At 64.3% G+C, this 26,921-nt stretch carries 14 protein-coding genes and 1 pseudogene; 8 read left to right on the top strand and 7 right to left on the bottom strand.

Annotated elements, in window-relative coordinates; all coding sequences use genetic code 11:
- A pseudogene (locus A5712_RS29930) lies at positions 1-144 on the top strand (gfo/Idh/MocA family oxidoreductase); the annotation flags it as partial.
- A 75-nt stretch (positions 145-219) separates the two neighbouring features.
- Here A5712_RS29930 and A5712_RS01605 read toward each other — a convergent pair.
- Complete coding sequence (locus tag A5712_RS01605) at positions 220-1,860, bottom strand: GMC oxidoreductase (protein WP_068100501.1); 1,641 nt, start codon at positions 1,858-1,860, stop codon at positions 220-222.
- 578 nt (positions 1,861-2,438) lie between these two features.
- Between A5712_RS01605 and A5712_RS01600 the strand changes: the two genes are divergently transcribed.
- Positions 2,439-3,248 carry a TylF/MycF/NovP-related O-methyltransferase gene (locus A5712_RS01600; RefSeq protein WP_068100500.1) on the top strand — a complete coding sequence of 270 codons (810 nt, stop codon included), beginning with the start codon at positions 2,439-2,441 and terminating at the stop codon, positions 3,246-3,248.
- Between the two features lie 118 nt (positions 3,249-3,366).
- Positions 3,367-4,347: a Gfo/Idh/MocA family protein gene (locus tag A5712_RS01595; protein WP_369830343.1), complete on the top strand. Its 981-nt coding sequence runs from the start codon at positions 3,367-3,369 to the stop codon at positions 4,345-4,347.
- A gap of 55 nt (positions 4,348-4,402) precedes the next feature.
- Here A5712_RS01595 and A5712_RS01590 read toward each other — a convergent pair whose 3' ends face one another.
- Positions 4,403-5,197 (bottom strand): alpha/beta fold hydrolase, encoded by a 795-nt coding sequence (locus A5712_RS01590; protein ID WP_068100496.1) that lies wholly within the window; start codon positions 5,195-5,197, stop codon positions 4,403-4,405.
- A gap of 276 nt (positions 5,198-5,473) precedes the next feature.
- Between A5712_RS01590 and A5712_RS01585 the strand changes: the two genes are divergently transcribed.
- Entirely contained in the window at positions 5,474-6,778 is a 1,305-nt protein-coding gene (locus tag A5712_RS01585) for a nucleotide sugar dehydrogenase (RefSeq protein ID WP_231981907.1), read from the top strand.
- 52 nt (positions 6,779-6,830) lie between these two features.
- Positions 6,831-7,829 (top strand): NAD(P)-dependent oxidoreductase, encoded by a 999-nt coding sequence (locus A5712_RS01580; protein ID WP_068100495.1) that lies wholly within the window; start codon positions 6,831-6,833, stop codon positions 7,827-7,829.
- Positions 7,830-7,900: 71 nt separating this feature from the next.
- Here the strand turns inward: A5712_RS01580 and A5712_RS01575 are convergent, their stop codons facing one another.
- Complete coding sequence (locus tag A5712_RS01575; protein ID WP_068100494.1) at positions 7,901-10,084, bottom strand: acyltransferase family protein; 2,184 nt, start codon at positions 10,082-10,084, stop codon at positions 7,901-7,903.
- Between the two features lie 472 nt (positions 10,085-10,556).
- Between A5712_RS01575 and A5712_RS01570 the strand changes: the two genes are divergently transcribed.
- Positions 10,557-11,837, top strand: coding sequence for a glycosyltransferase (locus A5712_RS01570; RefSeq protein WP_068100492.1), 1,281 nt, complete (start codon positions 10,557-10,559; stop codon positions 11,835-11,837).
- An 80-nt stretch (positions 11,838-11,917) separates the two neighbouring features.
- Here the strand turns inward: A5712_RS01570 and A5712_RS01565 are convergent, their stop codons facing one another.
- Entirely contained in the window at positions 11,918-14,098 is a 2,181-nt protein-coding gene (locus A5712_RS01565; protein WP_068100491.1) for an acyltransferase family protein, read from the bottom strand.
- A 434-nt stretch (positions 14,099-14,532) separates the two neighbouring features.
- Between A5712_RS01565 and A5712_RS01560 the strand changes: the two genes are divergently transcribed.
- On the top strand, positions 14,533-15,831 hold the full coding sequence (locus tag A5712_RS01560) for a glycosyltransferase (RefSeq protein ID WP_068100490.1): 1,299 nt from the start codon (positions 14,533-14,535) through the stop codon (positions 15,829-15,831).
- A 42-nt stretch (positions 15,832-15,873) separates the two neighbouring features.
- On the opposite strand, the gene A5712_RS01555 is transcribed toward A5712_RS01560, so the two are convergent.
- Together A5712_RS01555 and A5712_RS01550 are read right to left on the bottom strand one after the other, a co-directional pair.
- Entirely contained in the window at positions 15,874-16,986 is a 1,113-nt protein-coding gene (locus A5712_RS01555; protein ID WP_068100486.1) for an NAD(P)-dependent oxidoreductase, read from the bottom strand.
- A 76-nt stretch (positions 16,987-17,062) separates the two neighbouring features.
- Positions 17,063-19,252 carry an acyltransferase family protein gene (locus A5712_RS01550; protein WP_068100481.1) on the bottom strand — a complete coding sequence of 730 codons (2,190 nt, stop codon included), beginning with the start codon at positions 19,250-19,252 and terminating at the stop codon, positions 17,063-17,065.
- Between the two features lie 324 nt (positions 19,253-19,576).
- Here A5712_RS01550 and A5712_RS01545 point away from each other — a divergent pair, with 324 nt between their 5' ends.
- Positions 19,577-20,710, top strand: a complete 1,134-nt coding sequence (locus A5712_RS01545; protein ID WP_068100479.1) for a class I SAM-dependent methyltransferase — start codon at positions 19,577-19,579, stop codon at positions 20,708-20,710.
- 139 nt (positions 20,711-20,849) lie between these two features.
- Here A5712_RS01545 and A5712_RS32385 read toward each other — a convergent pair whose 3' ends face one another.
- Positions 20,850-26,915, bottom strand: a complete 6,066-nt coding sequence (locus A5712_RS32385) for a type I polyketide synthase (RefSeq protein ID WP_304528656.1) — start codon at positions 26,913-26,915, stop codon at positions 20,850-20,852.
- Positions 26,916-26,921 lie beyond the last annotated feature (6 nt).

Genomic DNA, 26,921 nt, shown 5'->3' with positions numbered 1-26,921 from the left:
TATGCGTACCAGCTTGACGCTTTTGCTGCCGCGGTGCTGCGCGGCGAGCCAGTGAAGACGACGCCGGAAGACGCGGCCGAGAACATGACCGTCATCGATGCGATCTATCGCGCTGCGGGCCTTTCGCTCCGCGAGCCGGCCTAAACACCAAATCCGTTCGCCCGGTGACACTTCAGACAAGGTGCCGCGTCGAGACTTAGTCGGAGTCGATCGATCTGGTCAGGTGGCGAAATGCGCCTGGTTCACGTGCGCGGCCACCCGCAAGGCGTTCGCCGCGACCGTCAAGCTGGGGTTCAAACCGGCGCTGGACGGGAAGAACGAGGTGTCCACCACGTAGAGGTTGTCCACCTCGTGCGCCCGATTCTGGGGGTCCAGCACGCTGGTTTTCGGATCGGCACCGAAGCGGCAGGTGCCGCAGACGTGGCCCAGGTTCGTGTTGTCTTTGCCGGTGCCCAGCGTGAGATTGCGGAACGGCTGCAACACCTCTTTGAGCTGCCGCACAAACGTCGCGCGGCGCTCCAGCTCGCTGGGGTGTAACCGGTACTGAAGTCGCAGCCGCTGGCGATTGTCCGCGCCGGGCCGATCGGGTGGCAGGACTCGGTTGTCCAGATACGGCAGGTCCTCCATGATCCCGGCCAGCACCAGCCCGCCGGTGACGAACCGCTGATACATCCGGCGTCCCGCAAGGCTGGTCGCGCGCAGCGCCTTCCCTCGCCAGCCGGGGCGGTTGCTCAGCCACTCCAGCGGGGGTATCTCACCGAACGACTGCACGGTGCCGTACTTCTGGCCGTCGGAGAAATAGAAGTCGTTCAGCCCGATCTCCTTGTTCGGCGTCGTGATCGTACGTTTCGGGTTTGGCCAGATCTCGATCGGCTCGAGCAGGTGGCGCATCAGGTTGCGCCCCAATACATCTGAGCCGTTGGCCAAACCTCGCGGCCAGTCGCCGGACCGGGAGTTGAGCAACAACAGCGGGGTGGCCAGCGCGCCGGCGGCCAGCACCACCACCTCGCCTTTCAACGCCAGCATGTCGGAGCGACGCTGGGCGATCACCTGCCGCACCCGGCTGCGGTCCGCCTCCAGGCGCACGACCCGGCATTCGGTCAGGAGCTGGGCGCCGTGCTGGGTGATCGCGGGCAGCACGCCGTTGCGAGCGGCGTCGTTCTTGCACGAGCGGGGACAGAGATACGTCTGGCAGGTGGCGCAGCCCTCGGTGTACTCGCAGGCCATCGGCAGGTGGTAGGGGTGCAGTCCACGGCCGGTCAGGTAGTTGACCAGCGGCTGGTTGTCGGGCGAAAACGGCGGGGCCGCAGGCAAACCCACGGTGGCGGCCTCGGGGCGCAGGGGGTCGGGTTCGCCGCGCACCCCCAGCAGCTTTTCGGCTTCGGCGTACCAGGGACTCAGCTGGTCGTAGGTGATCGGCCAGGCCTCGGGCACGGTGGAGTCCCCGGGGTCGCGGAAGTTTTGCCGGGGGGTGAAGTCCTGGGCGAAGAATCGCTCGCACACCATGCCGTAGAGGGCCGAGGAGCCGCCGGTGCCGCTGCCGATGAACGGCACGAACCGCTTCGGGCGCCGCCCGCTTATGTCTTCGATCTCGTCAGTGGAGCGTCCGGCCCGGGCCAGGGCGTCGTAATACGTTTCGGCCGAACGGGCGGCGCCCGGTTCGGCGAGTTCGGGCATGGCGGCGCGAATCGTTCCCGGCGTGCCGGGCAGGGTCGAGCGGCCCTTTTCGACGAACAGCACCCGTCGGCCGGCGCGGGCCAGTGACAAGCCCAGCATGCCACCGCCCATGCCGGTGCCGACGACGATCACGTCCCACACAACGCGTTCGGCCTCGCGCGCACTCAGCTCGCCGTCAGCCAATCGAGCTCCTCAGCGGATGATGTCCAACGCTTTGCCCGGTCCGGGCGAATCGCGATCCTAGCATCGCGTTGCCGTCGTCCGATCCGTTCAAAAATCTTGCTGTGGCGGCAGCACCAGCGCGCCGACGACCAAGGTCATGGCAATCGCGGAGCGGTCTCGCATGACCTGCTAGCACGGACCGCTCACTCTTCCGGCCGAGCGGAAGGGCATCAGTTCCGCGACGGCTGAAGGCGTGTCGGACCTGACACTGCCAGCAGCGGCAGAATCAACGCATCCAGGACACGATGATGCGGGCTAATCGAACGCAAATCTCTATCGCATGGTCAGAAACACCTCGACTCACGCGTTCAGATTCGCCCACCCACGCCGCCATCCAGAGCACTTGTTTGCTATTTTCTAAACGCTCTAATAGCAGCAGTTGCCCACCCTCAAGCACCCGCACTAGACATCAGTCGTCGCATTCCAGCGGGACACCATTTCAGACTCAACATCCACATCAGAATCCGACCCGCAAGTGGCATTACATCAGCAGCGTCCTGAATCATCGGCGGGAGAACAGGCATCGAGAAGGAGCAGTTTTGACCGTGACCGATCGCGACTTCCGATCTCTTTACCTCGACCTGATCCGTCGCAACCTCACCAGATATGGGATGCGTGAGCGGATGCCTGCTGAGTGGCCGCTGCGGCGACGCCTCCTTGTCAAAATCTACAACACCCTCACACCTATGTTCGTGCGTGTAAGCCCCTTCGGTGAACGAAAGCGCGACTTGGGCCTGGACTGGCCCGCGGAAGCCGAGACGATGATTGGGATGCATAGACTCACCAGTCTGCAACGTTGCGTTGAGACGGTACTGGCCGACGACATCCCCGGCGATCTGGTCGAATGTGGAGTGTGGCGCGGTGGCGCTTGCATCCTGATGCGCGCGGTTCTAGCAGCCTATGGGGATGAGACGCGATCCGTGTGGCTAGCCGATTCGTTCGCGGGCCTGCCACGCCCAGACACCGCAAAGTACAAAGCGGATAAATTGTTTATGCCAGATCTCTATGCGGGCGTGCTGGCGGTACCGGAATCGGAAGTCAGGGCGAATTTCGAGCGCTACGGGCTGCTAGATGACCAGGTCCGCTTTCTTCCTGGCTGGTTCAAAGACACGCTGCCCAATGCTCCGATTGATCGCATCGCCTTGTTGAGGCTTGATGGCGACCTCTACGAATCCACGATACAAGCGCTCGACGCGCTATACCCGCGACTGTCCCCCGGGGGTTTCTGCATCATTGATGACTACGCGCTTAAGGCGTGTCGGCAAGCTGTCACGCACTACCGTGAGAAGCACAGCGTATCCGCGGAAATCGTTGATATAGACGGGATCGCTGTGCTGTGGCGCAAGTAGTGAAAACCATTAGGACGCTCTTCGCCCGGTAACGGCACCGCCCGGGTTTTGCTCGATCTCCCCGAGCGACCCGGGTCAAGTGCTAGCGTCGGGGTCCGTGTCTGGACGTAACGCACCCGTGCGGATCGGCATCCTGGGCGCTTCGCGCTGGGCGCCAACGACGTTCATCAACCCGGCAAAGGGAAACGCTGAGGTCGTCGTGGCGGCGGTGGCCTCCCGCGATGTGTCCCGCGCCCGAGCCTTTGCCGCCAAGCATGGCGTCGCCCGGGTGCATGACGGCTACGAAGAGCTGATCGCCGATCCAGACCTGGATGCGGTATACAACCTGCTGCCGACGAGCGTCCACGGCAGGTGGACCCGAGCCACGCTCGCCGCGGGCAAACACGTGCTTTGTGAAAAGCCGTTCACTGCCAATGCGGCCGAGGCCCGCGAGGTGGCCGAACTGGCCGCCGAGTCGGACCGGGTCGTGATGGAGGCGCTCCAGTACCGTTTCCATCCGTTGACTCAGCGGGTTGAACAGATCATTGCTTCAGGGGAACTGGGCAAGCTGGAGCGGGTGGAGGTCGCCCTCTGCGTGTTATTGCCGAAGCGCTCCAATGCCAACGTCTACGACTACTCCTTGGCCGGGGGCGCGGTGATGGATGTCGGCGTTTATACGGTTGACATGATTCGTACGTTTGGCGGTTCGACCCCCGAAGTCGTTTCGGCACGGGCGAGACTGGACGGTCCTCAGGTGGATCGGGTCATGACGGCCGAGTTGCGGTTTCCGAGCGGGCACACGGGCCGGCTGCACTGCGCGCTGTGGTCATCGGAGCTGTTTCGGGCGAGCGCCAAGGTGGTTGGCGACCGCGGCCAGCTGCGGTACCTCAGCCCGGCGGCACCGCACCTTCTGCCTCGGATCTCGATCCACTCGGTCGACGGAAAGCGTGTGGAGCGCTTCCCGCGGCGCCCAACCTACGCGTATCAGCTCGACGCTTTCGCCGGGGCGGTGCTGCGCGGGGAGCCGGTGAAGACGACGCCGCAGGGCGCGATCGAGAACATGACCGTGATCGACGCGATCTATCGCGCTGCGGGTCTCGAACTCCGTCGGCCGTCCTGAGCGCTAATACGTCCGCGTGGTGGCGCATCGGACACAACACGGCGTGCCGCGTCGATCAGCGTCGAACCGTGTGCGGCGGTGCGATCTCGGGCGGCAGGGCGCTGTCGGTGAGCCAGCCGTCGACGGTGCGCGAGAAGAGGTCGGGATCGCGCGTGGGCCAGTCATGGGGCATGCCGATTGCGACCCTGTCGACGCCGTTGGGCATTTGCTGCGCGAGCGCTGCAGCCCAGCGCCGCACGACCGGCAGCTCCTTGGCGCCGGTAACGAACAATGTGGGGGAATCCGCTTTGTCGAGTCCCTCGGGAAGCGTAAACCCCGCGGCCGCCATCGTGACGTCGGCGAGCTGTCCGCTGGTGATAAGACGTACATCCTCGCGATAGAAATCGATATGGGCCGGGGCAACCGTGGCCTGCCAGGCATTCCGGTAGCGCCGCACCATCCAGCGATACATCGAAGTCCGCGCGGGCAGTGCCAACAGGCGCCGCGTCAACTGTACAAAAGGCACCCTGTTGAGGGCTGTCCCGCACAGCACCGCATGATCCACGAGTTTTGGCTCCGTCGCCAGCAACTGCACCCCCACCTGGGCCCCGAGCGATAAGCCCACCACGTGCGCCCGGCCAGTGTCTGCCCGGGAGCGGATCAGGTCGGCCACCGCAGTGGCGGCTCGGCCCATCTCGAAGGGTCCCTGCTCGAAGCTCTTGCCGTAGTGGGGCAGATCTGGGACCAGACAGCGGTATTGCTGCATGCGCTCCACCACCGGCTCCCAGAACCAGCCGCTGGTATACGCGCCGTGAAGGAAGACGATTGTGGGCGCCCCAACCGGACCAGATTCGCGCACGAACAGGCCCATGTAAGCGACCCTATCAGTGTTGCGCTGGGATCTTTCAAGCCTACCGCGCGGTCTCAAGCCAACTGCGGTGCGTGCCCAAACGTCTGGATTTGTGGTCTATTGTACGGCTGTTGGATTAGACTGCCGGACGGTTAGCTAGGGGCGGGAGGCCCCTTCCATACCAAACGCGCACGGGGGACCGAAGGGCTGGGTTCCGCGATGGCTGTAGGCGTGTTCGGGCGCAGCGACGCCGAAATCGATCTACTGGTCCGTGGCATGCGGTCGGGCATCGCAGTTGTGGGCTTCGGCTACATCGGTACGGTAATTGGTGCCGTGCTGGCGGATCGAGGCTGGCCGGTGACCGGGATCGATGTCAGGCAGAACGTCGTTGACGAGATCAACCTGGGCAAGACCACCGTGCCCGAGCCGGGGCTTGGCGAGCTGGTGGCCGACAACGTACGAGTCGGTCGGCTGCGCGCCACGACCGATTTCGGGGCGGTCGCCGACAATGACTTCATCATCGTGACCGTCGGTACGCCGCTTGGTCCCGACTTCGAGCCCATCGTCGACGACATCAAGGCGGCGGCGCGGGCCGTGGGTGAGCACCTGCACGCCGGCCACCTCGTCATCCTCAAGAGCACGGTCCCACCCGACACCACCGAAAAGCTCGTTCTCCCGATCCTTGAAGAGACGTCAGGGCTGCGGGCCGGGGTCGACTTCGGATTGGCGTTTTGCCCTGAGCGCCTCGCCGAGGGCCAAGCCATCCATGAACTGACATCGATTCCGGTCGTGGTTGGTGCCGTCGAGGAGCGCAGCGCCCGCGCCTGCTCCACACTGTGGCGACATGCCTTGGGGGTGGACTCCGTCGTCGTCGACGATCCGCGGACCGCCGAGATGGTAAAGCTTGCCGACAACCTTTGGGTCGATCTCAATGTCGCGCTTGCGAACGAATTGGCCAAGGTATGCGATCGGCTAGAGATGGACGCCCTTCAGGTAATCGAGGCGGCCAACACGATGCCGAAGGGCGGCCGCGATGCGAATATCTTGAGGCCGAGCATGGGCGTCGGCGGGTACTGCCTGACCAAGGATCCATGGTTCGTCAACCATCTGGGCGAGTCCGTCGGGCTGGACCTGGCGATTCCGCGGACGTCGAGGACCGTCAACGACACGATGCCCGCCTACACCTACGGGCTGCTCACACAGCTCCTCGTCGATCAGAGCAAGGCGATCGAGACCAGCAAGATCGCGGTTTTGGGCATCGCGTTCAAGAACAACACCGGCGACTGCAGACTCACGCCGACGAAATACGTCATCGCCTTGCTCGAGGAGTCCGGCTGCCAGCTCTCGGTCCATGATCCGTGGGTGCCGGACGAGGAGGCCCACGCAGTGACGAAGATTCCGCTCACCCCCGACATTGAGTCTGCGGTCAAGGATGCGGACGCCTTGGTGGTCCTGGCGGGGCATCGGGAATTCCACCAGATCCCGCTGGCGAGGCTCGCGGACCTGGTGGCACCACGGTGCGTGTTCCTCGATGGACGCAACAGCTTCGACCCTGCGGCAGTGCGCGCCGCCGGCTTCGTATACAAGGGCATTGGCCGATAAGGTCCGGTAGGCGAAAGCGAACGTATACGTATGGATCAATGAAAGAGCAAATATGTCCAACGTCGTCGTGACGGGCGGCTACGGCTTGATCGGATCGCATTTGGTCTCCACATTGCTGGACCGTGGCGACTCGGTGACAGTGTTCGACTACGCAAAGAACACCCGCGACACGAGCATCGACTTCGACCGGCATGTCAACTTCCGGTTCGTGCAAGGCGACGTCACTGATCTGACCGCACTCGAAGAAGCCCTGACGCCCGGTGTCGACAAAGTGTTCCACCTGGCCGCAGTTGTCGGTGTCAAGAATTATATGAAGGATCCGCTTCGGGTCCTCGACGTCAACGTGACGGGCACCCGCAACGTGCTGGAATTGAGCCGGCGGCACGGAACACGCGTGGTGTTCGCCAGCACGTCTGAGGTGTTCGGGAAAAACCCGAACCCGCCCTTCGCCGAGGACGACGATCGCCTGCTCGGTTCGACCAAGACGGCGCGGTGGAGCTACAGCACCAGCAAGGCCATGGCCGAGCACCTTGTCTTCGCGATGCACAGCGCCTACGAACTGCCGGTGACGGTAGTTCGCTATTTCAACGTTTACGGCCCACGGCAGAACCCAATATTCGTTATTTCGCAGACCGTTCATCGCATTCTCAATGGCCGCCAACCGTTGCTCTACGACTCGGGTAACCAAACCCGGTGCTTCACCTACGTCGACGACGCCGTCGCCGGCACCTTGCTCGCGGCCGATAGCAGCGCGGCGATCGGGGAGGCCTTCAACATCGGCAGCATGACCGAGACGACTGTGCGCGACGCCGTCGAGTTGGCGATCAAGATCGCGAATGTCGACGGGGTGTCCGGAGCCGAGGCTGTTGACACCGCAGCGCGCTACGGCGGCCGCTACGAGGACATCCCTCGTCGTATCCCGGACTCGACAAAGGCGCAGCGAGAGCTGGGGTGGCGCCTGGAGGTCGATGTCGAGGAAGGGATCCGCCGCACCATCGAGTGGGCGCGGGCGAACCCTTGGTACCTCAAACAACTAGGAGATCAGCAGTAAGGCGAAGCCCCTGGAAGGTTGGCAGTGTGGCTGTGGGGCAGTCTTCAGGTGCTGTGCCAACAATCCGCATGTCAGGGGGACGCGAGCGCGCGGTCGGCCAGCGCCCCCATCACCGGTGCCAGCAGGCTGGAGTATTTGAGCGTTACGTGAGTCTTGTCCATGTAGACCAGGGTGTTGCCCACGATGACCGGGCAGCGATCGGCGGTGCAGAAAAGCTCGGTGAGGTCGGCGTATTGTCCACCGCCGGCTTTGGTGGCGGCGGTCTCGGCTGTGATGCCGGGTTGGTTCACCGCCTTCGAACTTGGCGGCGAGCAGGTGCTCGCGTCCTCGAGGTGGACGGACAGGCAGTCCGGCACCACTGACTGTGGATCAGGGATCGGCCCGAGGACCAGCACTTGCGCGCCGGTGCCGCGAAGCTGCTTTACCAGGCGGTTCAGGCTGTCGATCCACGCCGAATTGTATGACGTGAGACCCGTCCGCAAGTTACCGGCACCGTACCGCCGCGTCATGCTGAGCACGACGAGCCGCGGGTGCTCGGCCTGTAACCGTGCGGCGATCTGACCGCGCCACTGATCACACTCGGTGTACTCCCGGTTAGCGACGAGGTTGATGGTGGGCAGGTCAAGCATTGGGCAGGCGGCCCTGGCTAGGGTCTCGAGTCGCCAGTGCCGCTGTGCGGCGATCTCCTGGAACGCAGGATTCCACATCGCAGCCGTCGAGTCGCCGACCAGGGCCACCGTGGTGGTCGAGGCGGTGTCGCCGGTCGCGCATTCGGGCTGTCCGACTTCAAGAGGCTTGCGCATGCAGCCGCCGAGGAAGATGGTCCTAAGCTCGCGCGCGACGCTGGCAAGCGGCGGGTTCAGGTTCGACGGTACAGCTTTCAGCTCGACGGATGCCGCGACCGCGCCTTGCACCTGCGCGAACGCGTGCTGCACCGCCGCGTCGTAGGCGTCAATGGCGGAACCGGTGGGGGGAGGCGCCGCAGTGATGCTTAGCGTCGGAGCCGCCGGACCGCGGCCGACCGGGACAGGCATCCATACAAGCAGTGTCACGCCCACACAGACCGCTAGCGCGGTTGCGGCACCGCCAAGCGCGAGACTGCGGTTGGCCGACCGCCGCAGCGGGGCGGCGAAGCGCAGCGGGTTTTCGATGAAACGCACTGTGAGCACGGCCAGCCCAAGGGAGAGCAGGACCGCGGTCAGCGCTAGCGGTAGGGAATGGCCGGTCGCTGACGCGGGTGCCACCAGCAGCAACGGCCAGTGCCACAGATACCAGGAGTAAGACACCCGGCCGATCGCGCGCATCGGCCACACTGCCAGGACGCGCCCGACTCCCTGAGCCGGCGTGGCACAGCCCGCCCCGATGACCAGCGCCGTGCCCAGCACGGGCAACAGCGCGGCGGTACCTGGATAGGGTGTGGCCGCGCTCAGCCGCGTGCAGGCCAGCAGGATCACCACCAACCCGGCCCAGCCCACGATCGCGGCGCGCAGTCGCGGGAGTCGGCGCCACTGGCCGGCGGTGAGGAACACCAGGCCGCCGAGGGCCAACTCCCAAGCCCGGGTGGGCAGCGAAAAGAATGCCACGGGTGGCACTACGCGAGTGAATACCAGTGACAGAGCAAACGATACGGACGCGACCAGCGCCAGGAGCACCAGATACGGGCGCTCCGAGGAGGCGATCTGGGCCATCGTGCGCCGACGCACACGCCGGACGAGCCACGCCGTCGCGATGATCAATGCGGGCCACACCAGGTAGAACTGCTCCTCGACACCCAATGACCAGTAGTGCTGGAACGGCGACGGCGGCATATCGGCGGCCAGATAGTCGACGCCTTGCAGAATGAACCGGTAGTTGCTGACGTACAGAGCGCTGGCGATACCGTCACCGACGACGCTTCGCGACTGCAGTACGGGTGACAGCGCAGTCGAGCCGAGCATGATGAAGATTCCAACCACGGCCGACGCCGGCAGCAGTCGGCGGGCCCGCCCCCCGTAGAAGCGGCGCAAGCCGACGGTGCCGGTGCTGCTCACCTCGCGCCAGAGCAGCCCAGTGATGAGGAAGCCCGAGATGACGAAGAAAACGTCCACGCCGACGAATCCGCCACCTACGCCGGGTATGTCGGCGTGAAACAGCACAACGGCTATCACCGCGACGGCACGCAACCCTTCGATGTCGGGCCGGAATTCCTTGTGCGGCGGGTGTGGGCGCTGTACTTCTTCGGTAGGGCTGACGCTGTCGGCCTGGCGCACGATCACCTACCTAGTAAGAGGACGCGTTGTTCGAGTCGAGGCATTATCACACATGTGTCGAGCAAGCCGCGTCGATACCGCGACTGCCAACCACTGGTGGACATCACCGGCGGTCAGGGGCAGATCCCCACCCGCATCGAGTCAGTTGCCTGCTGCGAGCAGCGCGCACCTCGTTGTGATCAACTCCGAACAGTCGAAGCGGCATCTGCCGACCGTCAGCCGAACTTAAAGCGACGGTCGCGATCGCAGATGGTCCGCGGACGAAAATGCGCAGGTGACGAGATTCCGGCGTCGCAGCGCAGCAACGGATGGTCCGGGGCTTCCCGCGACGGTCCGCCGTGGTCGGCCGTTTGCCTGCAACTTCCGGCTCCCGGTTCGGTAGCACGGGAACCGGGTTATGCTGCTGGGCGGCCCAGCCGGGGACGCGCTCAGCCACTTCCATTCCAAAGAACGCGCACGTGAAAGGCTAGGACCTGCGATGAAGTTCGTGCTGGCAAACTGGGGAACTCGCGGCGAAGTCGAGCCCTACGTTACCGTCGGCCGCGAGCTGGTGCGCCGCGGGCATGACGTGCACATGGCCGTCGCGCCTGAGATGGTGAGCTTCACCGAGGCGGCCGGTGCTACGGCGGTGGCCTACGGCCCGGAATTGAAGGCAGTTTTGGACCCGCATCGCGATTTCTGGGCGGGTCTGTTCACGAATCCTTGGAGGGTCAGGGAGCTCCGCAGGTTGTCGGCTGAATATTCGGCGCCTCTCACCCAGTGCCGAGAGGAGGTCAGCAAGACGCTGACGTCGCTGGCCGACGGAGCCGACCTGCTGCTCACCGGCATGAATTTCGAGGACGACGCGCTCAACGCCGCGGAGTACTGCGACATTCCGTTCGCCACGCTGCATATCTTCCCGCTGCGAGCCAACGGCCGGCTCCTGCCGGTCCTGCCGGCGCCGTTGGCCCGCTCCGCGACAAGGGCGCTCGACTGGGTGGCCTGGCGCGGAGGGAAGAAGGTCGAGGATGCGCAGCGCCGCGAACTCGGTTTGCCCGAGGCGACACGGCCCTGGCCGCGTCGAATCACCGAACGCGGATCGCTGGAAATTCAGGCGTACGACGAGGTGTGCTACCCGGGCCTGGCAGCCGAATGGGCGAAATGGAATGGGCGGCGGCCGCCCAGAAGGCCATTTGTCGGCGCGTTGACGATGGAGTTGCCGACGGACACCGATGTGGAAGTCGAGTCGTGGATCGCCGCGGGAACGCCGCCGATCTGCTTCGGATTTGGCAGCGTAGGAGTGGAGTCCGCTGCCGATACGCTGGCCATGATCAGCTCGGCCTGCGCGCAGCTAGGCGAGCGGGCGTTGATCTGCGCCGCCGGGTCTGACTACAGCAATGTCCCCCACCGCGAGCACGTCAAGGTGGTCGGCGTGATGAACTACGCGACGGCCTTGCCCGCCTGCCGGGCTTTCGTGCACCACGGCGGCTGCGGCACCACGAACGCGGGCCTGCGTGCGGGGCTGCCGACGTTAATCCTCTGGACGTTGCCCGATCAGGGGCTCTGGGGAGCGCGGGTTAAACGACTGAAAGTCGGTACTGGGCGGCGCTTTTCGGCGACCACGGAGAAGTCGTTGGTCGCGGACCTGCGCACCGTCCTCGCGCCGCAGTGCCGCACCGCCGCCCGCGAGCTCGCCACCCGGATGACCAAACCCGCCGATAGCGTTGCGACCGCCGCCGACGTCGTAGAGAATTTCGCGCGCCTTAACCGGGTTGGCTAGCCGACGCCTCCGGTTCCTCGCCGGGGACCGCGGATCACTACGACTACCCGCAGCGGCGGCAAGAGAACAACTGCAGCATCTCAATCGTGCGCAAGCGCGCGGTCGGCCAGCGCGCCGATCACTGGTGCTAACAGCCGGGAGTATTCCAACGTCAGGTGATTCCGGTCCAGGTACACCAGCGCGTTACCCACGATGACTGGGCAGCGGTCGGCGGTACAGAACAGTTCGGTGAGGTCGGCGTATTGTCCGTCGCCGGCACGGGCGGCGGCGGACTCAGCCGCAATGCCGGGGTCGTTGACCGCCGTCGAGCGTCGTGGCGAACAGGCCAGCGCGTCATCGAGGTGGCCGGACAGGCAGACTGGCACCACGGAGTGCGGGTCCGGGATGGGTCCGAGCACCAGCACCTGCGCACCACTTCCGCGTAACTGCTGCACGAGGCGGGTCAGGGTGTCGATCCACGCCGGGCTGTATGCCCAGACGCCTTCGCCGGCGAGTCCGTAGAGGCGCGTGACGCTGAACACGACGAGTCGCGGGTGTTCGACCCGTAGCCGGTCGATGATCTGAGCGCTCCACTGCTCACACTCGGTGTATTCGCGCTGTAGACGGTAACTGAAGAGGCGTAGGTTCAGCATTGGGCAGCCCATCTTGGTGAGGGTCTCCAGCCGCCACTGTCGCTGTTTGGCGACCTGCTCCAGCGATTGGCTCCACATCGCGGCGCCCGAGTCGCCGACCAGGGCCACCGTCGTTGTCGATGTGGTATCGCCCGTCGCACACTCCGGCTGCCCCACTTGGTAATAAATGCGCATGCAGCCCGTCGGCGCCATCGCCTTTCCTTCATCTGCCACGTCGGCGAGCGGTGGATTGACGTTTGACGGTACGAGTTTCAGGTCGGCTGATGCAGCGACCGCGGCCTGCACTTGGGCGAACGCGTGCCGCACCGCCGCATCGTAGGCATCGATATTGGCGCCCGTGGGGGGAAGCCCCGCAGTGACGGTCAGTGTTGGAGCCGCTGGACCGTGGCCGGCCGGTAAGGGCATCCATACCAGCAGCGCCACGCCCACGCAGGCCGCGACCGCCGTTGCGGCACCGCCGACTGCGAGACTGCGGCCGGCCGACCGGCGTATGGAAGGGGAGAATCGTAGTGGGTTCTCGATGAAGCGCAGTGTCAGCACGGCTAGCCCACCAGAGATGACGACCGTTGCCAGCCTGACGGCCAGCCCCAGCTGGTGACCTAACAATGGCGCTGCGAGCACCAGCACCGGCCAGTGCCACAGATACCACGAGTACGACACTCGCCCGACGGTCCGCATCGGCGGCAATGCCAGCACACGCCCGACTCCCTGGGCAGGCGTGGCACAGCCGGCGCCGATTACCAGCGCGGTGCCGACCACGGGCAGCAGCGCGGCGGTACCCGGATACGGCGTGTTCGTGCCCAATCGGATGCAGGTCAGTAGGACCGCCCCCAGACCTAGCCATCCCGTTATCGCGGCCAGCGGTGCCGGTGCTCGGCGCCAGTGGCCTGCCGTCAGCGCCACCAGGCCGCCCGCAGCCAGCTGCCAGGCCCGAGTGGGCATGAGGAAGAACGCAGCAGCAGGCCAGATGCGGGTCACCGCAAGCGCCGCCGCAAACGACACCAGCGCGACCAAGATCAGGACCACAAGGTATGGGGACTTCGACGGTGCGCCATGCTCCGCGGTGCGCCGTCGCACGAGCCGGATGAGCCACGCCGTGCCGATGATCATGGGTGGCCATGCCAGGTAGAACTGCTCCTCCACACCCAGAGACCAGTAGTGCTGGAACGGCGACGCGGTCTGGTCGTTAAAAAAGTAGTCGGTGGCCTGAACCACGAACCACATGTTGGGGGCATACAGTGCGCTAGCGATGCCATCGCCAATGACATCCCGGACCTGCAATGGGGGTAACAGGACAGCCGAGGCGGTCATGGTGACGATGCCTACCGCGGCCGAAGCCGGCAGCAGTCGGCGCGCCCGGGCCCCATAGAACCGGCTAAGCCGCACGGTGCCTGAGGTGCTTACCTCGCGCCAGAGGAGGCCGGTAATCAGAAAGCCGGAGATGACGAAAAACACGTCCACGCCGACGAACCCACCACCCATACCGGGCACACCTGCGTGAAATAGGACCACGGCCACGACCGCGACGGCGCGCAAGCCCTCGATGTCCGGGCGAAATTGCGTCTGCGCCGGGCGCCGATCCTGCACCCTTTCGCCAGTGCTGACGCTGTCGGCCTGGCGCAAGGTCACCTACCTGATAGAGCAACGCGTTCTTTGAGTCGAGGAATTATCACACATCCGTCTAACTAACTTTTTGGATTTGTACAGACTCTTGACCCGACTCCACACCGGCAGCGCAGTGGGGACCAGGAAGAACGCCAAACCAGGCCACAAACGGGTAAGCGCCAGAAACCGCCCATGAGGGGCGGCAGCGATCCCCGGTGATCCGCGGTCGACAAATGTTCCAATCCAGGCCGAGCGCACGCTCGCAACCCTCCCGATCACCGGTCTGGGGGCTGTCCCACCACGGTGCCACGTGTGATTGACAATCCGCCCAAAATTTCCGGCTTTCAGTTCTATGGCGCCTGGATGTCGGGTTATGCTGCTCGGCGGTTGAGCCAAGGACGCGGGGGCTGCCGCTTCATTCCGCAGAGCCACATGGAAGTGAAAGGCGAAGATCCGCGATGAAAATTGTGCTGGCAAACTGGGGAAGTCGCGGCGATATCGAGCCCTGTGTCGCTGTCGGCCGCGAGCTCCTGCGCCGCGGGCACGACGTGCAGATGGCCGTCCCGCCCGATCAAGTTGGCTTTGCTGAGTCGGCCGGGCCCGCGGCAGTCGCCTGCGGACCGGATTCGCAACCCGTCATGGATGTTGTGCGCGACTACTGGACGTGCTACTTCGACAACCCCTGGAGGATCCGGAAACTGACAAGATTGAGACGCGAGGTCAACGGAACCATTGTGCAGTGCTGGCGAGACATGAGCACAACGCTGACATCGCTGGCTGCTGGGGCCGACCTGTTATTTACCGGCATGAACTTCGAGGGGTCCGCCGCCAACGTCGCGGAGCTGTACAACATTCCGTTAGCCACGCTGCATTACTTCCCGCTGCGCCCCAACGGCCAGCTCATGTCATTTCTGCCGGCGTCATGGGGCCGCTCGGCAGCGAAGGTGTTCTGGTGGTTGTCTTGGCGCTCGATGAAAGAGGTCGAGGACGCGCAGCGCCGCGAACTCGGCCTGCCGAAGGCAGCGGGCTCCGTGCCGCGGCGAATCACCGAACGCGGTTCGCTGGAAATCCAGGCTTATGACGAGGTGTGTTTTCCCGGACTTGTGGCGGAATGGGCGAGGTGGAATGCCCAGCGGCCGTTTGTCGGCACGCTGACGATGGAGTCGCCGACGGATGCCGATGAGGAGGTCGCGTCATGGATCGCCGCGGGAACACCGCCGATCTACTTGGGGTTTGGCAGTATGCCGGTCGGATCTCCCGCCGAGATGCTCGCTGTGATCGGCAAGGTCTGCGCACAGTTGGGCGAACGCGCGTTGGTGGGTGCTGGCTGGAGTGACTTCGCCGGCGTCCCCCATTTCGACCACGTCAAGGTGGTGGGCGCGATTAATTTCGCGACGATTTTTCCGGCCTGCCGCGCAGTCGTGCATCACGGTGGCGCGGGCACCACGGCCGCGGGCCTGCGGGCCGGAGTTCCCCAGTTGATCCTCTGGACGTTGCCTGATCAACTAACCCACCGGGGAGCCGCGGTCAAACGGCTGAAAGTGGGTACCGCCCGGCGCTTTTCGGCCACTACCGAGAAATCGCTTCTCGCGGACCTGCGCACGATCCTGGCGCCGCAATACCTCACCCGGGCTCGCGAGATCGCCACGCGGATGAACAAACCCGCTGAAGGCGTCGCTGCCGCTGCCGATTGTGTGGAAGATTTCGCCCGCCTCAACCGGGTTGGCTCAGTCCAGCCCCACCGGACCACAGAATGATCCGCGCCCGCCAACAGTTTCATGGCGGCCGCAGACCGCGTTCTACTCCACCAGGGCCGTCACTGGCCTGTGATCGCTTGGCCCGGAAGCTAATTCGGGCTGCTCGCCGATCCAGTCAAGCAAGGCACCCAGACCGTCCTTGAGCGCCCACTTTGGCCGCCAGTCGAGATCCTTCTTTGCCAGCTCGATGTCGCACCGGGCGGCACGCACGTCACCGTCGCGGAATTTCGCCACGACGACAGGTTCGGGGCCATCGCAGATGGCGGCTATCGTGCGGCCCAGCTCGTGGATGGTCGTCGGGATACCCGAGCCGATGTCGGCGTAGCGTGCTCCGGTCGCAGGTCTCTCGATCGCGGCGAACAGAGCCTCGACGACATCCTCTATATAGACGAAGTCGCGCACGATCCGTCCGTCTTCGTAGATCTCCAGCGCCTGCTGCTGCCGCGCCAATCGTGCGAAAAGAGCGACTATGCCGGTATATGAATTTGTCAGCGACTGGCCCGGTCCGTAGACATTCTGCAGCCGCAGCACGCTGAGCTGGGTGTCATGGGCGGCCGCCCAGGCGGCCAGGATGTGCTCTTGGGCCAGCTTGGTCGCTGCGTAAATGTTGGTCGGCCGGGGCTCCGTTCGGCCCGCACAGCTTGGCAGCGGCACCGCAGGATCGTCTGTGGGCCCCCGCGGATCCCAGATACCGGCCGCCAGCTGAGCGTGGCCGCGAGGCCGCGGGTAGAAGATCTGAGAGCCGCATTGCCAGGCGCCCTCGCCGTAGACGGCTCGTGACGACGCCAGGACGAACTGCTCGGGCGCGTGTGCTGAGCGGCTCAGGGCGTCGAGAAGTTGGGTCGTTCCCACGACGTTCACCGCACCATGGCGAGTTGCCTCGGAAAGCGACTGCGCCGTTCCGGTCTCGGCCGCCAAATGGACGATCTGGGACGGTCGGAACAGCCGCAGCACGGCGTCCCAGTCGGGCGCATGGGTCACATCACCGGTGAACAACCGCACGGGTGGCGGCAGGTCGATCGCTGCATGCCCGCCGTGCACCTGCGGGTGCAGGATGTCCATGACAGCGACTTCATAGCCGGCTTGGACGAGACGGCGCGCGAGCGCAGACCCAATGAATCCGGCTCCGCCACTGATGAGTACGGATCTTGACAAATTCCGAGGCCTTCCGATTCGGAGTGCGGTTCGAGTGGATCATATGGGGGACTGCGACACCAACGCCCGGCAGCTGTCAACTTGGGGCGAGCGTTCGGTCGATTAGCGCCCCCATCGCGGGCGCGAGAGCCCGCGCGTGTTCATTCGTCAGGTGATTCCTGTCGAAGTACACGATGGTGTTTCCGACGATGACCGGGCAGCGGTCAATTGTGCAGAAAAGCTCAGTGAGGTCGGCATATTGTGCGCCGCCGGCTTTGGTGGCGGCGCGCTCCGCTGCAATGCCGGCTTGGTTCACTGCCATCGACCGCGACAGCGAGCAGGCCGTCGCGTCGTCGAGGTGGTCGGACAGGCAGATCGGCACCACCGTGCTCGGCTGCGGTGTTGGTCCGAGTACCAGCACGGCGGCGCCGATGCCGCGCAATTGCTGCACGAGTCGGGTCAGGCCGTCGGACCATGCCTGGTCGTATGACTTGGGCAGGTAGCCCTGGCCGCCGCCGTAGCCGCGGTACATGCTCACCACGACGAGTCGCGGATGCTCGGCGCGCAACCGGGCCATGATCTCACCGCGCCACTGCTCGCAGCGTTGAACGCGTTCCAACAGGTGACCGAGGAAGTTGGTGATAGGTGTGCTCATCGGTGGGCACGCCCCCTTGGCCAGGGTCTCCAGCCGCCAGTGCCGTTGCTCGGCGATCTGCTGGAACGCCGGGGTCCACATCGTGGCATGCGAGTCACCGAGCAGCGCCACCGTCGTCAGCGAGGCGGTATCGCCCGTTGCGCATTCGGGCTGTCCGACTTCCCCGACATTGCGTAGGCAGCCACTGAGGAATACAGACCTGAACTCGGCGGCAGCCTGGGCAAGCGGGGGATCGAGATTCGACGGTACGGCCTTCAGGTTCGCGGACGCCGCGACCGCGGCCTGCGCTTGCGCGAACGCGTCCTGCACGGCCGCGTCGTAGGCGTCGATGGTGGAGCCCGCGGGAGGAGGCGACACCGTGATGCTCAGCGGCTTGGCTGGCGCGCCGCGGCCAACCGGGCTAGGCACCCAGTCCATCAGCGCCAAGCCCACACAGACCGCGACCGCGGTGGCGATACCGCCTAGCGCGAGACTGGCGAGGGCGGAGCGGCGTATCGGGGCGGCGAACCGCAGGGGATTCTCTATGCACCGCAATGTGAGCATTGCGAGGCCGCCTGAGATGAGTGCGGTCGCCAGCCTCTCGACTAGCCCCAGCGGATGTCCCAGCAGTGGCGCTGCGAGCAGCAGCACCGGCCAGTGCCACAGGTACCACGAGTAGGAGATCCGGCCGATCGCGCGCATCGGCGCCGTTCCGAGCAGGCGGCCGCATCCCTGGACGGGTCCGGCGCAGCCGGCCCCGATCACCAGCATCGCGCCCACCACGGGTACCAGAGCGGCGGTACCCGGATAGGGTGTGCCCCCGCTCAAGAGGGTGCAGGCCAACAGGACTATCCCCAGCCCTGCCCACCCGACGATCGCGGCAGCTCGTGGCGGGAATCGGCGCCAGTGGCCAACGGTGAGGGCAACGAGCCCTCCTGCGGCCAGCTGCCAGGCTCTAGTGGGTAATGAGAAGAACGCCACGGCAGGCGCCACGAAGGTGGCGACCAGCGATAGCGCGAAGGACAGTGCTGCGACCAGAGTGAGGACCACCAGATAGGTGGTTTGCTTGGCGGGGGTGTAGGCCTTGGTACGCCAGCGTACCAGCCGGACGAGCCATGTCGTGCCGATGATCAACGCCGGCCATATCAGGTAGAACTGCTCCTCGACGCCCAACGACCAATAGTGCTGGAACGGCGACGGCGGCAGCACCGGGGCGAAGTAGTCGACACCGTCGTGAGCGAACCGGTAATTGCTGACATACAAAGCGCTGTAGATACCGTCGTCGAGGACGCTGTGCGCCTGCAATGGGGGCAAGAGCGCCGCCGAGCCGACCGCGGTGACCACTCCGACCACAGCCGAGGCCGGTAGCAGCCTGCGAGCTCGGGCTCCGTAGAAGCGGCTCAGCTTCACCCTGCCGGCGGAGTTCACCTCGCGCCAAAGCAGCCCGGTGATCAGGAAGCCCGAGATAACGAAGAACACGTCGACGCCGACGTATCCACCAGTCACCCCAGGCAGGCCAGCATGGAAGAGGACAACTGCCGCCACCGCCACGGCACGCAGGCCCTCGATGTCCGGGCGAAACCGCGTCTGTTCCGCGCGTTGGCTCTGCACCGCTTCGAAAGGTCTAACGCTGTCGGCTCGGCGCAAGGTCACCAACTTAGGAAGAAGAGGATGTGTCCTTCGAGTCGGGGAATTATCACACACCTGTTCAATAGATTGGGTATGTTGGCGAATCATTACGTCATCACCGTCGGCTCGGGAGCCGCTGGCTCGTTGGGCTGTCAACGAGCCGACGGAGGGCAGCCTGAAGGTTGTCCTGTTCGAGGTGGGAACCCGGAGATCACCAATGACTGTCCTGGGAACGCGGAGGTCCGCGGAATTGTGGGGCGCATCAAATCGACGTTTCAGCGTCGGCAGGCTCAGGCGCGATGCCGGCCCAGAAGGACCGAGCCTGGGCAAGAACCTGGAGGTCAACCGGTGAGCGTAGTCGATCGTCCGAGAGTGGAAAGACCAGACGTGGATCGGACGAACCTTCATCGAGTATGGAAAGCGATTCTCGTCGGCATCGCGCTTCTGCTGGCTACGGCATGTTATTTCGCGCCGGTACTCCTCGTCGTTTTTGGCGTGCTCCTACTGTTACTCCTCTGTGCGCGTCTCGCTTATCGGGATCGCGACCGCTACATTCCGTGCTTGTATGCTCGGGACACGAAGGTATATGACGACGCATATCGCGCATTTATTAGTCGCACGCTCGCGGACATTCGTGGATGTAAGATTCGACGCCACCCGCTGTTGTGGGAGGCATCGCGACTCGTAAGATCAAGCCACCAGGATTCCGATGAACTACTTCTTGATCTAGGCGTCTGGCTCGGCTGGTCGACTAGGTTGATGTCTGATGCTTCTGGCCGCCAAGTGTACGGCTTCGATACCTTCGAGGGCCTTGTTGAAGACTGGCAAGTCGACGACCAGATCGTCTTCAAGCGTGGAACCTTTGCACTATCAGAACCGCTAGCGCAACGTGCTATGCGTGATACTGGTGTGAGCCTGCACGACGGGATACCTGCGGCGCTCGGCCGCAAGGTCCAGTTCATCAAGGGAAGCACCTACGAGACGCTGGCCCCGTTCCTGGCCGACCGACCAGCCGTCCCGATAAGGCTTTTCCACATGGATTTGGATACCTATGAGAGTTGCCTGCATGCGCTAGAAACCTGTAAGGACCGCTTTATCGAAGGATCCGTCCTTGTCTTCGACGAATACCTCGTCACTAACGCCGAAATGCGGGCGTTCTTTGAGTTCCAGAGTAAGTACGAGCTGGAATGGCGGTACCGGGCGTGGGGCCTCGAAATCATGCAGATGAATCTCGAGATGGTTGTTGCGCGTTGGAAGCGGGTGACGTATTACATGCTTTGGATCGCAGCGTATTGGTCGGCGGGCGACGGTAGCTATGTCTGGCAATTCTTCCGCGCGCGGTTCTGGCGGTTCTGGTTGGGCGCACCGTTAGGCGATATCCTTTTCGTGCTCGGTGCCGTCGGACAACGGAAGTCGGTTAGCCTCGAAATTACCGGTCTAGGTCTGCTGGACCCGACCCTTTCCCTTGATCAGAACAACTGATGAAGCGCAGTTCCTTGGTTATGCGGCGCGAGATCTGTCGAACCCGGGTCAGGTACAAGGACGCTAGCTGCCTTTAGCCGACAACGCCGGGACTCTGACCGGCGCCCGACCCTAGCCAAGCTATGCGAAAAAACCGAGGTTAGCAATCGATCTCTGCGGTCAGATCGAATTCGGCGAAGGTACGCGATATGATCTCCCGCAGCTCATCTTGAGTATTTGACCGACCGAGAACATAGGCGGAGATTCTGATAAAGATCTTCCCGCGGCCGCGCCCCGAACCGACAAACAGTTGCCCACCTATGTGCTCAAGTGTGCTTTTCTTGATATCGGGCTCGAGGCCTCTCATGTTCACATAATCGGCATCGGTGCCGTCGGGCCGGTTCGCCGCCGGCGGCAGGTCACCGAGGTTGGAGACAGTAACCGGAAGGCTGGCACCACCCGCCGCCATCCCTGCCAGCCTCCTGTTCACCCACCTCGGTATCATCACCGCCAGTGGGAATGTCGCCAAAAACTCATCGTCTGGGCTGTTCATCGCTGCGAGGATTGCTTGCGTGATCTTGACATGCGTCTCGCCGAGGTCCGTCGCCGCGTGCGTCGGGTCAACCGTGACGTCGACCACCGTGAGCGCATTGCCGCGGGTATCGCCTTGGGTCCGTAGCGACACGGGAAATCGTAGGGAGACTGTTCCGTCGTCGTGAACGCGCCCCACCCTCACCGCGAGTCTGCACGCGACTCCTGCTACAAGCGAGTTACTGCTTGCGCCGAGGCTTTTCGCGCGAGCATCCCATTCCGCCAGGTCGATGTATGCGGTCAGGGTGGGCACCTGCACTGCCTGATTGCTGCTGGCTGACCTCGGGGGCGGTGGCGCCGCTTTCATCGACGATGCGAATTCTTTGCGGTCGGGCCAGGCTTTTCGAGCCACGGCGACCAACGCGTGCGCTATGTCGGGCAGGTCTTTGACGGTTTGCCGAAGATCCTCACGCAACGCCCGCCCGAGGGCGCGCGATCCCGCAGGCGGATAGCCCAGATTGTGCGTCCTGCCCTCGGCGGCATCGGCGATCGCCTGGCCCAACCCGACCCCGTCGACGACCGTATGCGAAACGACCAGACTTACCGCGGCCCCGCCGTCCTCGAGGGGAAGCACCCCAAGATGCCAGCCGGGACCCAACTCCGGATCAATGGGCAGGCGCGTTCGTTCGTCGGCCCAGGCGCTCACTTCGGCGCGCCGCCGCGGCGTTGCGGTGATATCAATGTCCTCGGACGCCTGTGCCATGACCCAGTGATCACGCGCGAACGCTATCGGGGAGCGTTCGATCCTGCGTCCCAACAACCCGCATCCAAGGTTGCGGTGAAAGCGCCGTAACCCATCAAGATCGACACCACGGTCATATATCCAAGTAACCTGAGTCAGCGTGTCGTTAATCGCGCGCGTCGCGCGAAATACTGCTTGATCTACATGTGTGAGCGTATTGTCTACCGGCACATCGCTGCGCGTACTGACCTCAGCCGCCGGGACCGTGGGTGCAGCTGCGTCGGTTAGTAGGTTAGCTAGGTGGGTAGCCAGCGTTGCGGGGGTGGAGTGGTCGAAGGGCAGGGTTGCGGGCAGGGTTAGGCCGGTGCGTTGGTTGAGGGTGTTGCGTAGTTCTAGTGCGGTCAGTGAGTCGATGCCGAGGTCTTTGAACGGGTGGTCGGGATCGAGGGCGTCCCGGTCCGGGTGGGCTAAGACCGTGGCGGTGGCGCTGGCCACCATCGTAGTCAAGATTTGAAGTTGTTGTTCGGGGGTTTGACCGGCCAGCATTTCCCGAAGTCGGGATGCGCTCGCGATCAATGTGGTGCCGTTCGTCGTCTCGGTGGCATCCGCGCGCGCTGCCAACTCGGCGAGCAGGGGGTGTGAGCGACGAGCGGTGAACGCGGGTAGCAACCGCTCCCACGACACGTCAGCGATTGTGATAAGTGTGTCGTTTACCTCGATGGCCTGTTGCAGCCCGGCCAGCGCCGCATTAGGCGGGATTTGGTTGATTCCGATTCGTCGGAAATAGTCGAGGATCTCGGGTGGCATGTTGCACGTCTCGTTTGCCCAAAGCCCAAAGGCCGCCGCCACCACCGAGCATCCGTTGCTGCGCAATCGAGTTGCTAGCGCATCGATATGGGCGTTGGCGGCCGCATACGCGCCTTGTTGGATGCCGCCCCAGGTCGCTGCTGCGGAGGAGAACAAGATGAAGGTATCCGGCGGTTCGTCGTCGAGCAGTTCTACGAGGTTGTTGGCCCCTGCCGCCTTCGCGGCATAAGTATTGCCGAATTCTTCAGCAGTTGTGTCGGATATGGTGCCCCATCCGATTGCTGCCGCCGCGTGAACGACGGTCCGAATCGGTCCGTGTGTACTGCGGATGTCGGCAAGAACAGCCGCCAAAGCCGACCGATCCGTCACATCGACAGACACCGCTGTCATGGTCGCCCCGCGTGCGCGGAGTTCCTTTTCCAGTTCGACCGACTGAGGATGCTCAGCGGCGTTGCGGGTCAGCAGGACAAGGTGTTTCGCGCCCGCTTCGGCCAGCCAGCCGACCACGTGCTTGCCCAAGCGCCCCGTTGCACCGGTGACTACAGCCGTTCCCGATGGTTTCCAGCTATGTGCCCGTTCCAGACGCTCCGACGGCAACGGCGACTCGACCAAGCGACGCGCGCTCACACCGCTCCGGCGTATTGCGAGCTGGTCTTCCACTTGCGGGCAAGTCAGGATCGCGTGCAGGTGCTCGATACCGGTCGGTGTCGCGCTGAGCGGAAGATCGATCAGACCGCCCCACTGATCGGGGTTCTCAAGACATACGGACTGTCCCAGCCCCCATACAGCGGACTGACTCGGACTCGCGGGACCGTCCTCGGTGGATACAGAAGCGGCGCCCCGGGTGACAACCCACAAAGGTATATCGAGACCGGAATCGCAATGAGCTTGTGCGACAAGAAGAGTCGCAGACAAACCGACCGATTCCCCAGAAGCTTGGCGCACGCGCTCATCGGTCGCCAGGAAGGAAACAATGCCGTCACAATGAGCCCGCGCAGCAGCGCTCGTCAAAGCGTCGGACAACGAGTTTCTTTCGAGTGAACTCGGATCGACAGTCAGCACCTGTAGGGCACCCGCGTAGCGTGCTGTCAACCCGGTGATCCATGGATCATCCGCTTGGTCGGGGGAGGTCAAAGCCAGCCAACGACGACGGGTCGGCGGGAACGTATTCGGGGCAATTGCTCGCCATTCGATTCGGTAGCGCAACTTGTTCGCCGCCGACCGCACGCCGAGATCGCTGCGCCACGCACGCAAGGCGCGCACAACAGCTGCCAGTGATGCCCCGCTCTCCGCATCGGTTAGCCCCAACAGCTCCGCGACCGTGTCTACCGCGTCATCGTCGACTGCTTTCCACAGCGCACCGTCAGGAGGGCCGCTGAGTTCGGCGGCGGGGGCAGGGGCCAGCCAGTAGCGGCGATGCTCGAAGGGATAGGTGGGCAGCGGCACAGTGTGGGCGTCGGGATAAAGGGCTGACCACGCCGGGGTGTGGCCGTGGTTGTGTAGCTGCGCCAGGGCGGTGGCCAGGCTCTCTTGGTTGGGCCGGTTACGGTGCAAGGTGGTGATCACCGTTGACTGGGTCCGCCCGACGGCCTGGGCCACGGTGTCGGTGATCGCTGGGGCGAGTACCGGGTGCGCCGAAAGCTCGACAAAAGCGTGCTCACCCTGTCTGAGCAGCCAAGCAACACAGTCATGGAAGCGGACCGGCTCCCGCAGGTGTTTGGTCCAGTAGCGGCTGGAAGTGAGCTGTTCGGATGTCGCGGGTTGTCCGGTGAGGTTGGAGAGGATCGGCACCGAGGGCGAGGCGAAAGTCAGCCCGGCGGCGATGGCCTCAAACTCGGGTAAGGCTGTGTCCATCAGCGACGAATGGAAGGCGTGGCTGACCGACAAGGAGCGGACTCGCAGCCCACGCGCGGCGCAGTGGTCGCGTAGTGGCTCGAGCTCGTCGGGATCCCCGGAGACGACAACAGCGGTGGGCCCGTTGACGGCAGCGATAGCTATCTTGGGGTGATTCTTGAGCAGGGTCTGCACGTCGCTCTCCGTGGCTTGGATGGCCAGCATCGCGCCGGGCGGACAAGCTTGCATCAGCCGACCACGGGCGGTCACCAACACAGCGGCGTCGGCAAGGGAGAACACACCGGCGATATACGCGGCGGTGAGTTCTCCGATGGAATGTCCTAACAGATAGTCGGGGGTGATGCCGGCTTCGACGAACACGTCATGCATGGCCACGCCCATCGCGAAGACCACCGGCTGTGTATAGGCGGTCTGGTGGACGAGCTCGCCAACAGCACTGTCCGGCTCAGCGAACATAACCTCGCGCAGCGAAACATCCAGGTGGGCGTCGAAAGCCTCACATATCTCGTCGACAGTGCTCGCGAAAGTACGGTGATGGCGGTAAAGGTCAACGCCCATGCCGGGGTATTGGGATCCCTGGCCGGGCAACACGAAAACGGTTCTGCCGAGCGACTTGTGGGCAGGACTGTGGTGGCGGGTCAACCGAGCGTGAGGCAAATCTGCGGCCAACGCATCTAGGGCCTCCAGCAGGTCTTGGCGGGGATTGTGGCTGTGGGATTGTGCGGTAATCACTGCCCGGTAGGGGTGGTGGGTGCGGGTTGTGGCCAGGCTGTAGGCGACATCGGTGAGGTCGAGGTCGGGGTGGCGGGTCAGGTGTTGGTGCAGTCGGTCGGCCTGTGCGCATAACGCGGTGGGGGTGCGCGCGGATATCGGCCACAGTGCCATTCCTGGCAGCGCGAACTCGACATCGTCGCGAGCGTGCCCGGTCGCGGTTTCGGGGGGCGGTGTGGGGGCTTGTTGCAGGATCAGATGTGCGTTGGTGCCACTGATGCCGAAGGAGGAAACCGCGGCAGTGCGGGGGTGGTCGGTGCGCGGCCAGGGCACCGGTTCTGTGAGGAGTTGGACGGTGCCGGCGGACCAGTCGATGTGGGGGTTGGGGGGGTTGGCGTTGAGCGTGCGGGGGATGGTGTCGTGGTTAAGGGCTTCGACCATTTTGATAATGCCAGCGGCGCCGGCTGCGGCTTGGGTGTGGCCGATGTTCGATTTAATCGATCCCAGCCGTACGGGGTGCTCTGCGCTGCGGACGGCGCCGTAGGTTGCGATCAGTGCGCCGGCCTCGATCGGGTCGCCCAGGGTGGTGCCCGTTCCGTGGGCTTCGATGACGTCTACCTGGTCGAGGCGGATGCCGGCGTTGGCGACGGCTTGGGTGATGACGCGTTGTTGTGCGGGCCCGTTGGGGGCGGTCAACCCGTTGGAGGCGCCGTCTTGGTTAATCGCGGAGCCGGCGATGACCGCCAACACCGGGTGGTGGTTGCGCTGCGCGTCGCTGAGCCGTTCCAGCACCAGCACCGCGGCCCCTTCACCGAACCCCGTGCCGTCGGCGTCGGCGGAGAACGCTTTACAGCGTCCATCAACGGCTAATCCGTGTTGGCGGGCGAACTCGGTGAAGATCGATGGCGTGCTCATCACCGTGACGCCACCGGCCAGCGCCAGACTGGATTCGTTGTTGCGCAGGGATTGGCACGCCAAATGCGCAGCAACCAGCGAGGACGAGCAGGCCGTGTCGACGGTGATGGCCGGGCCCTGCAAACCCAATTCATAAGCGACACGTCCGGACGCCACACTGGCGGACAATCCGGTCAGGGCGTAACCCTCTGCGCCGTCGGAACCGCCAACGCCATATTCCTGGGGCCATGTTCCGACGAACACCCCGGTCTCCGAGCCCGCCATCGCGGCCGGGTTGATGCGGGCGTTTTCCAGGGCTTCCCAGCACACTTCGAGTAGCAGCCTCTGTTGAGGATCCATCGCCACGGCCTCGCGCGGCGAGATCCCGAAGAACTCCGCGTCGAATTCGGCCGCCTCTGCCAAAAACCCGCCGGCGCGGGTGTAGGTCTTGCCCACCGCATCGGGGTCGGGGTCGAACAACTCCGCCAGGTTCCAGCCGCGGTCGGCCGGGAACCCGCCGATCGCGTCGGTGCCACTGGCCACCAGATCCCACAACGCCGCCGGCGAATCTACCCCGCCCGGGAACCGGCACGCCATCCCCACCACCGCCACCGGCTCCAACGCACGCGCCCGAAGTTGCCTCAAATCCTCATTCTCGATAAGGGCAGCCCGGAGGGCGTCGGTCAATCTGTC

Origin of the sequence: Mycobacterium sp. E2327, from assembly GCF_001672675.1 — a bacterium.
Classification (GTDB): Bacteria; Actinomycetota; Actinomycetes; order Mycobacteriales; family Mycobacteriaceae; genus Mycobacterium.
Note: the sequence above shows the minus strand (reverse complement) of the source record. Positions and strands in the feature narration are given on the sequence as shown.

What these genes read in the sequence shown, in the direction of transcription:
- A5712_RS01590 (WP_068100496.1), bottom strand. Translation starts at nt 5,197, where the DNA reads ATGGGCCTGTTCGTGCGCGAATCTGGTCCGGTTGGGGCGCCCACAATC.
- A5712_RS01570 (WP_068100492.1), top strand. Translation starts at nt 10,557, where the DNA reads ATGAAGTTCGTGCTGGCAAACTGGGGAACTCGCGGCGAAGTCGAGCCC.
- A5712_RS01580 (WP_068100495.1), top strand. Translation starts at nt 6,831, where the DNA reads ATGTCCAACGTCGTCGTGACGGGCGGCTACGGCTTGATCGGATCGCAT.
- A5712_RS01560 (WP_068100490.1), top strand. Translation starts at nt 14,533, where the DNA reads ATGAAAATTGTGCTGGCAAACTGGGGAAGTCGCGGCGATATCGAGCCC.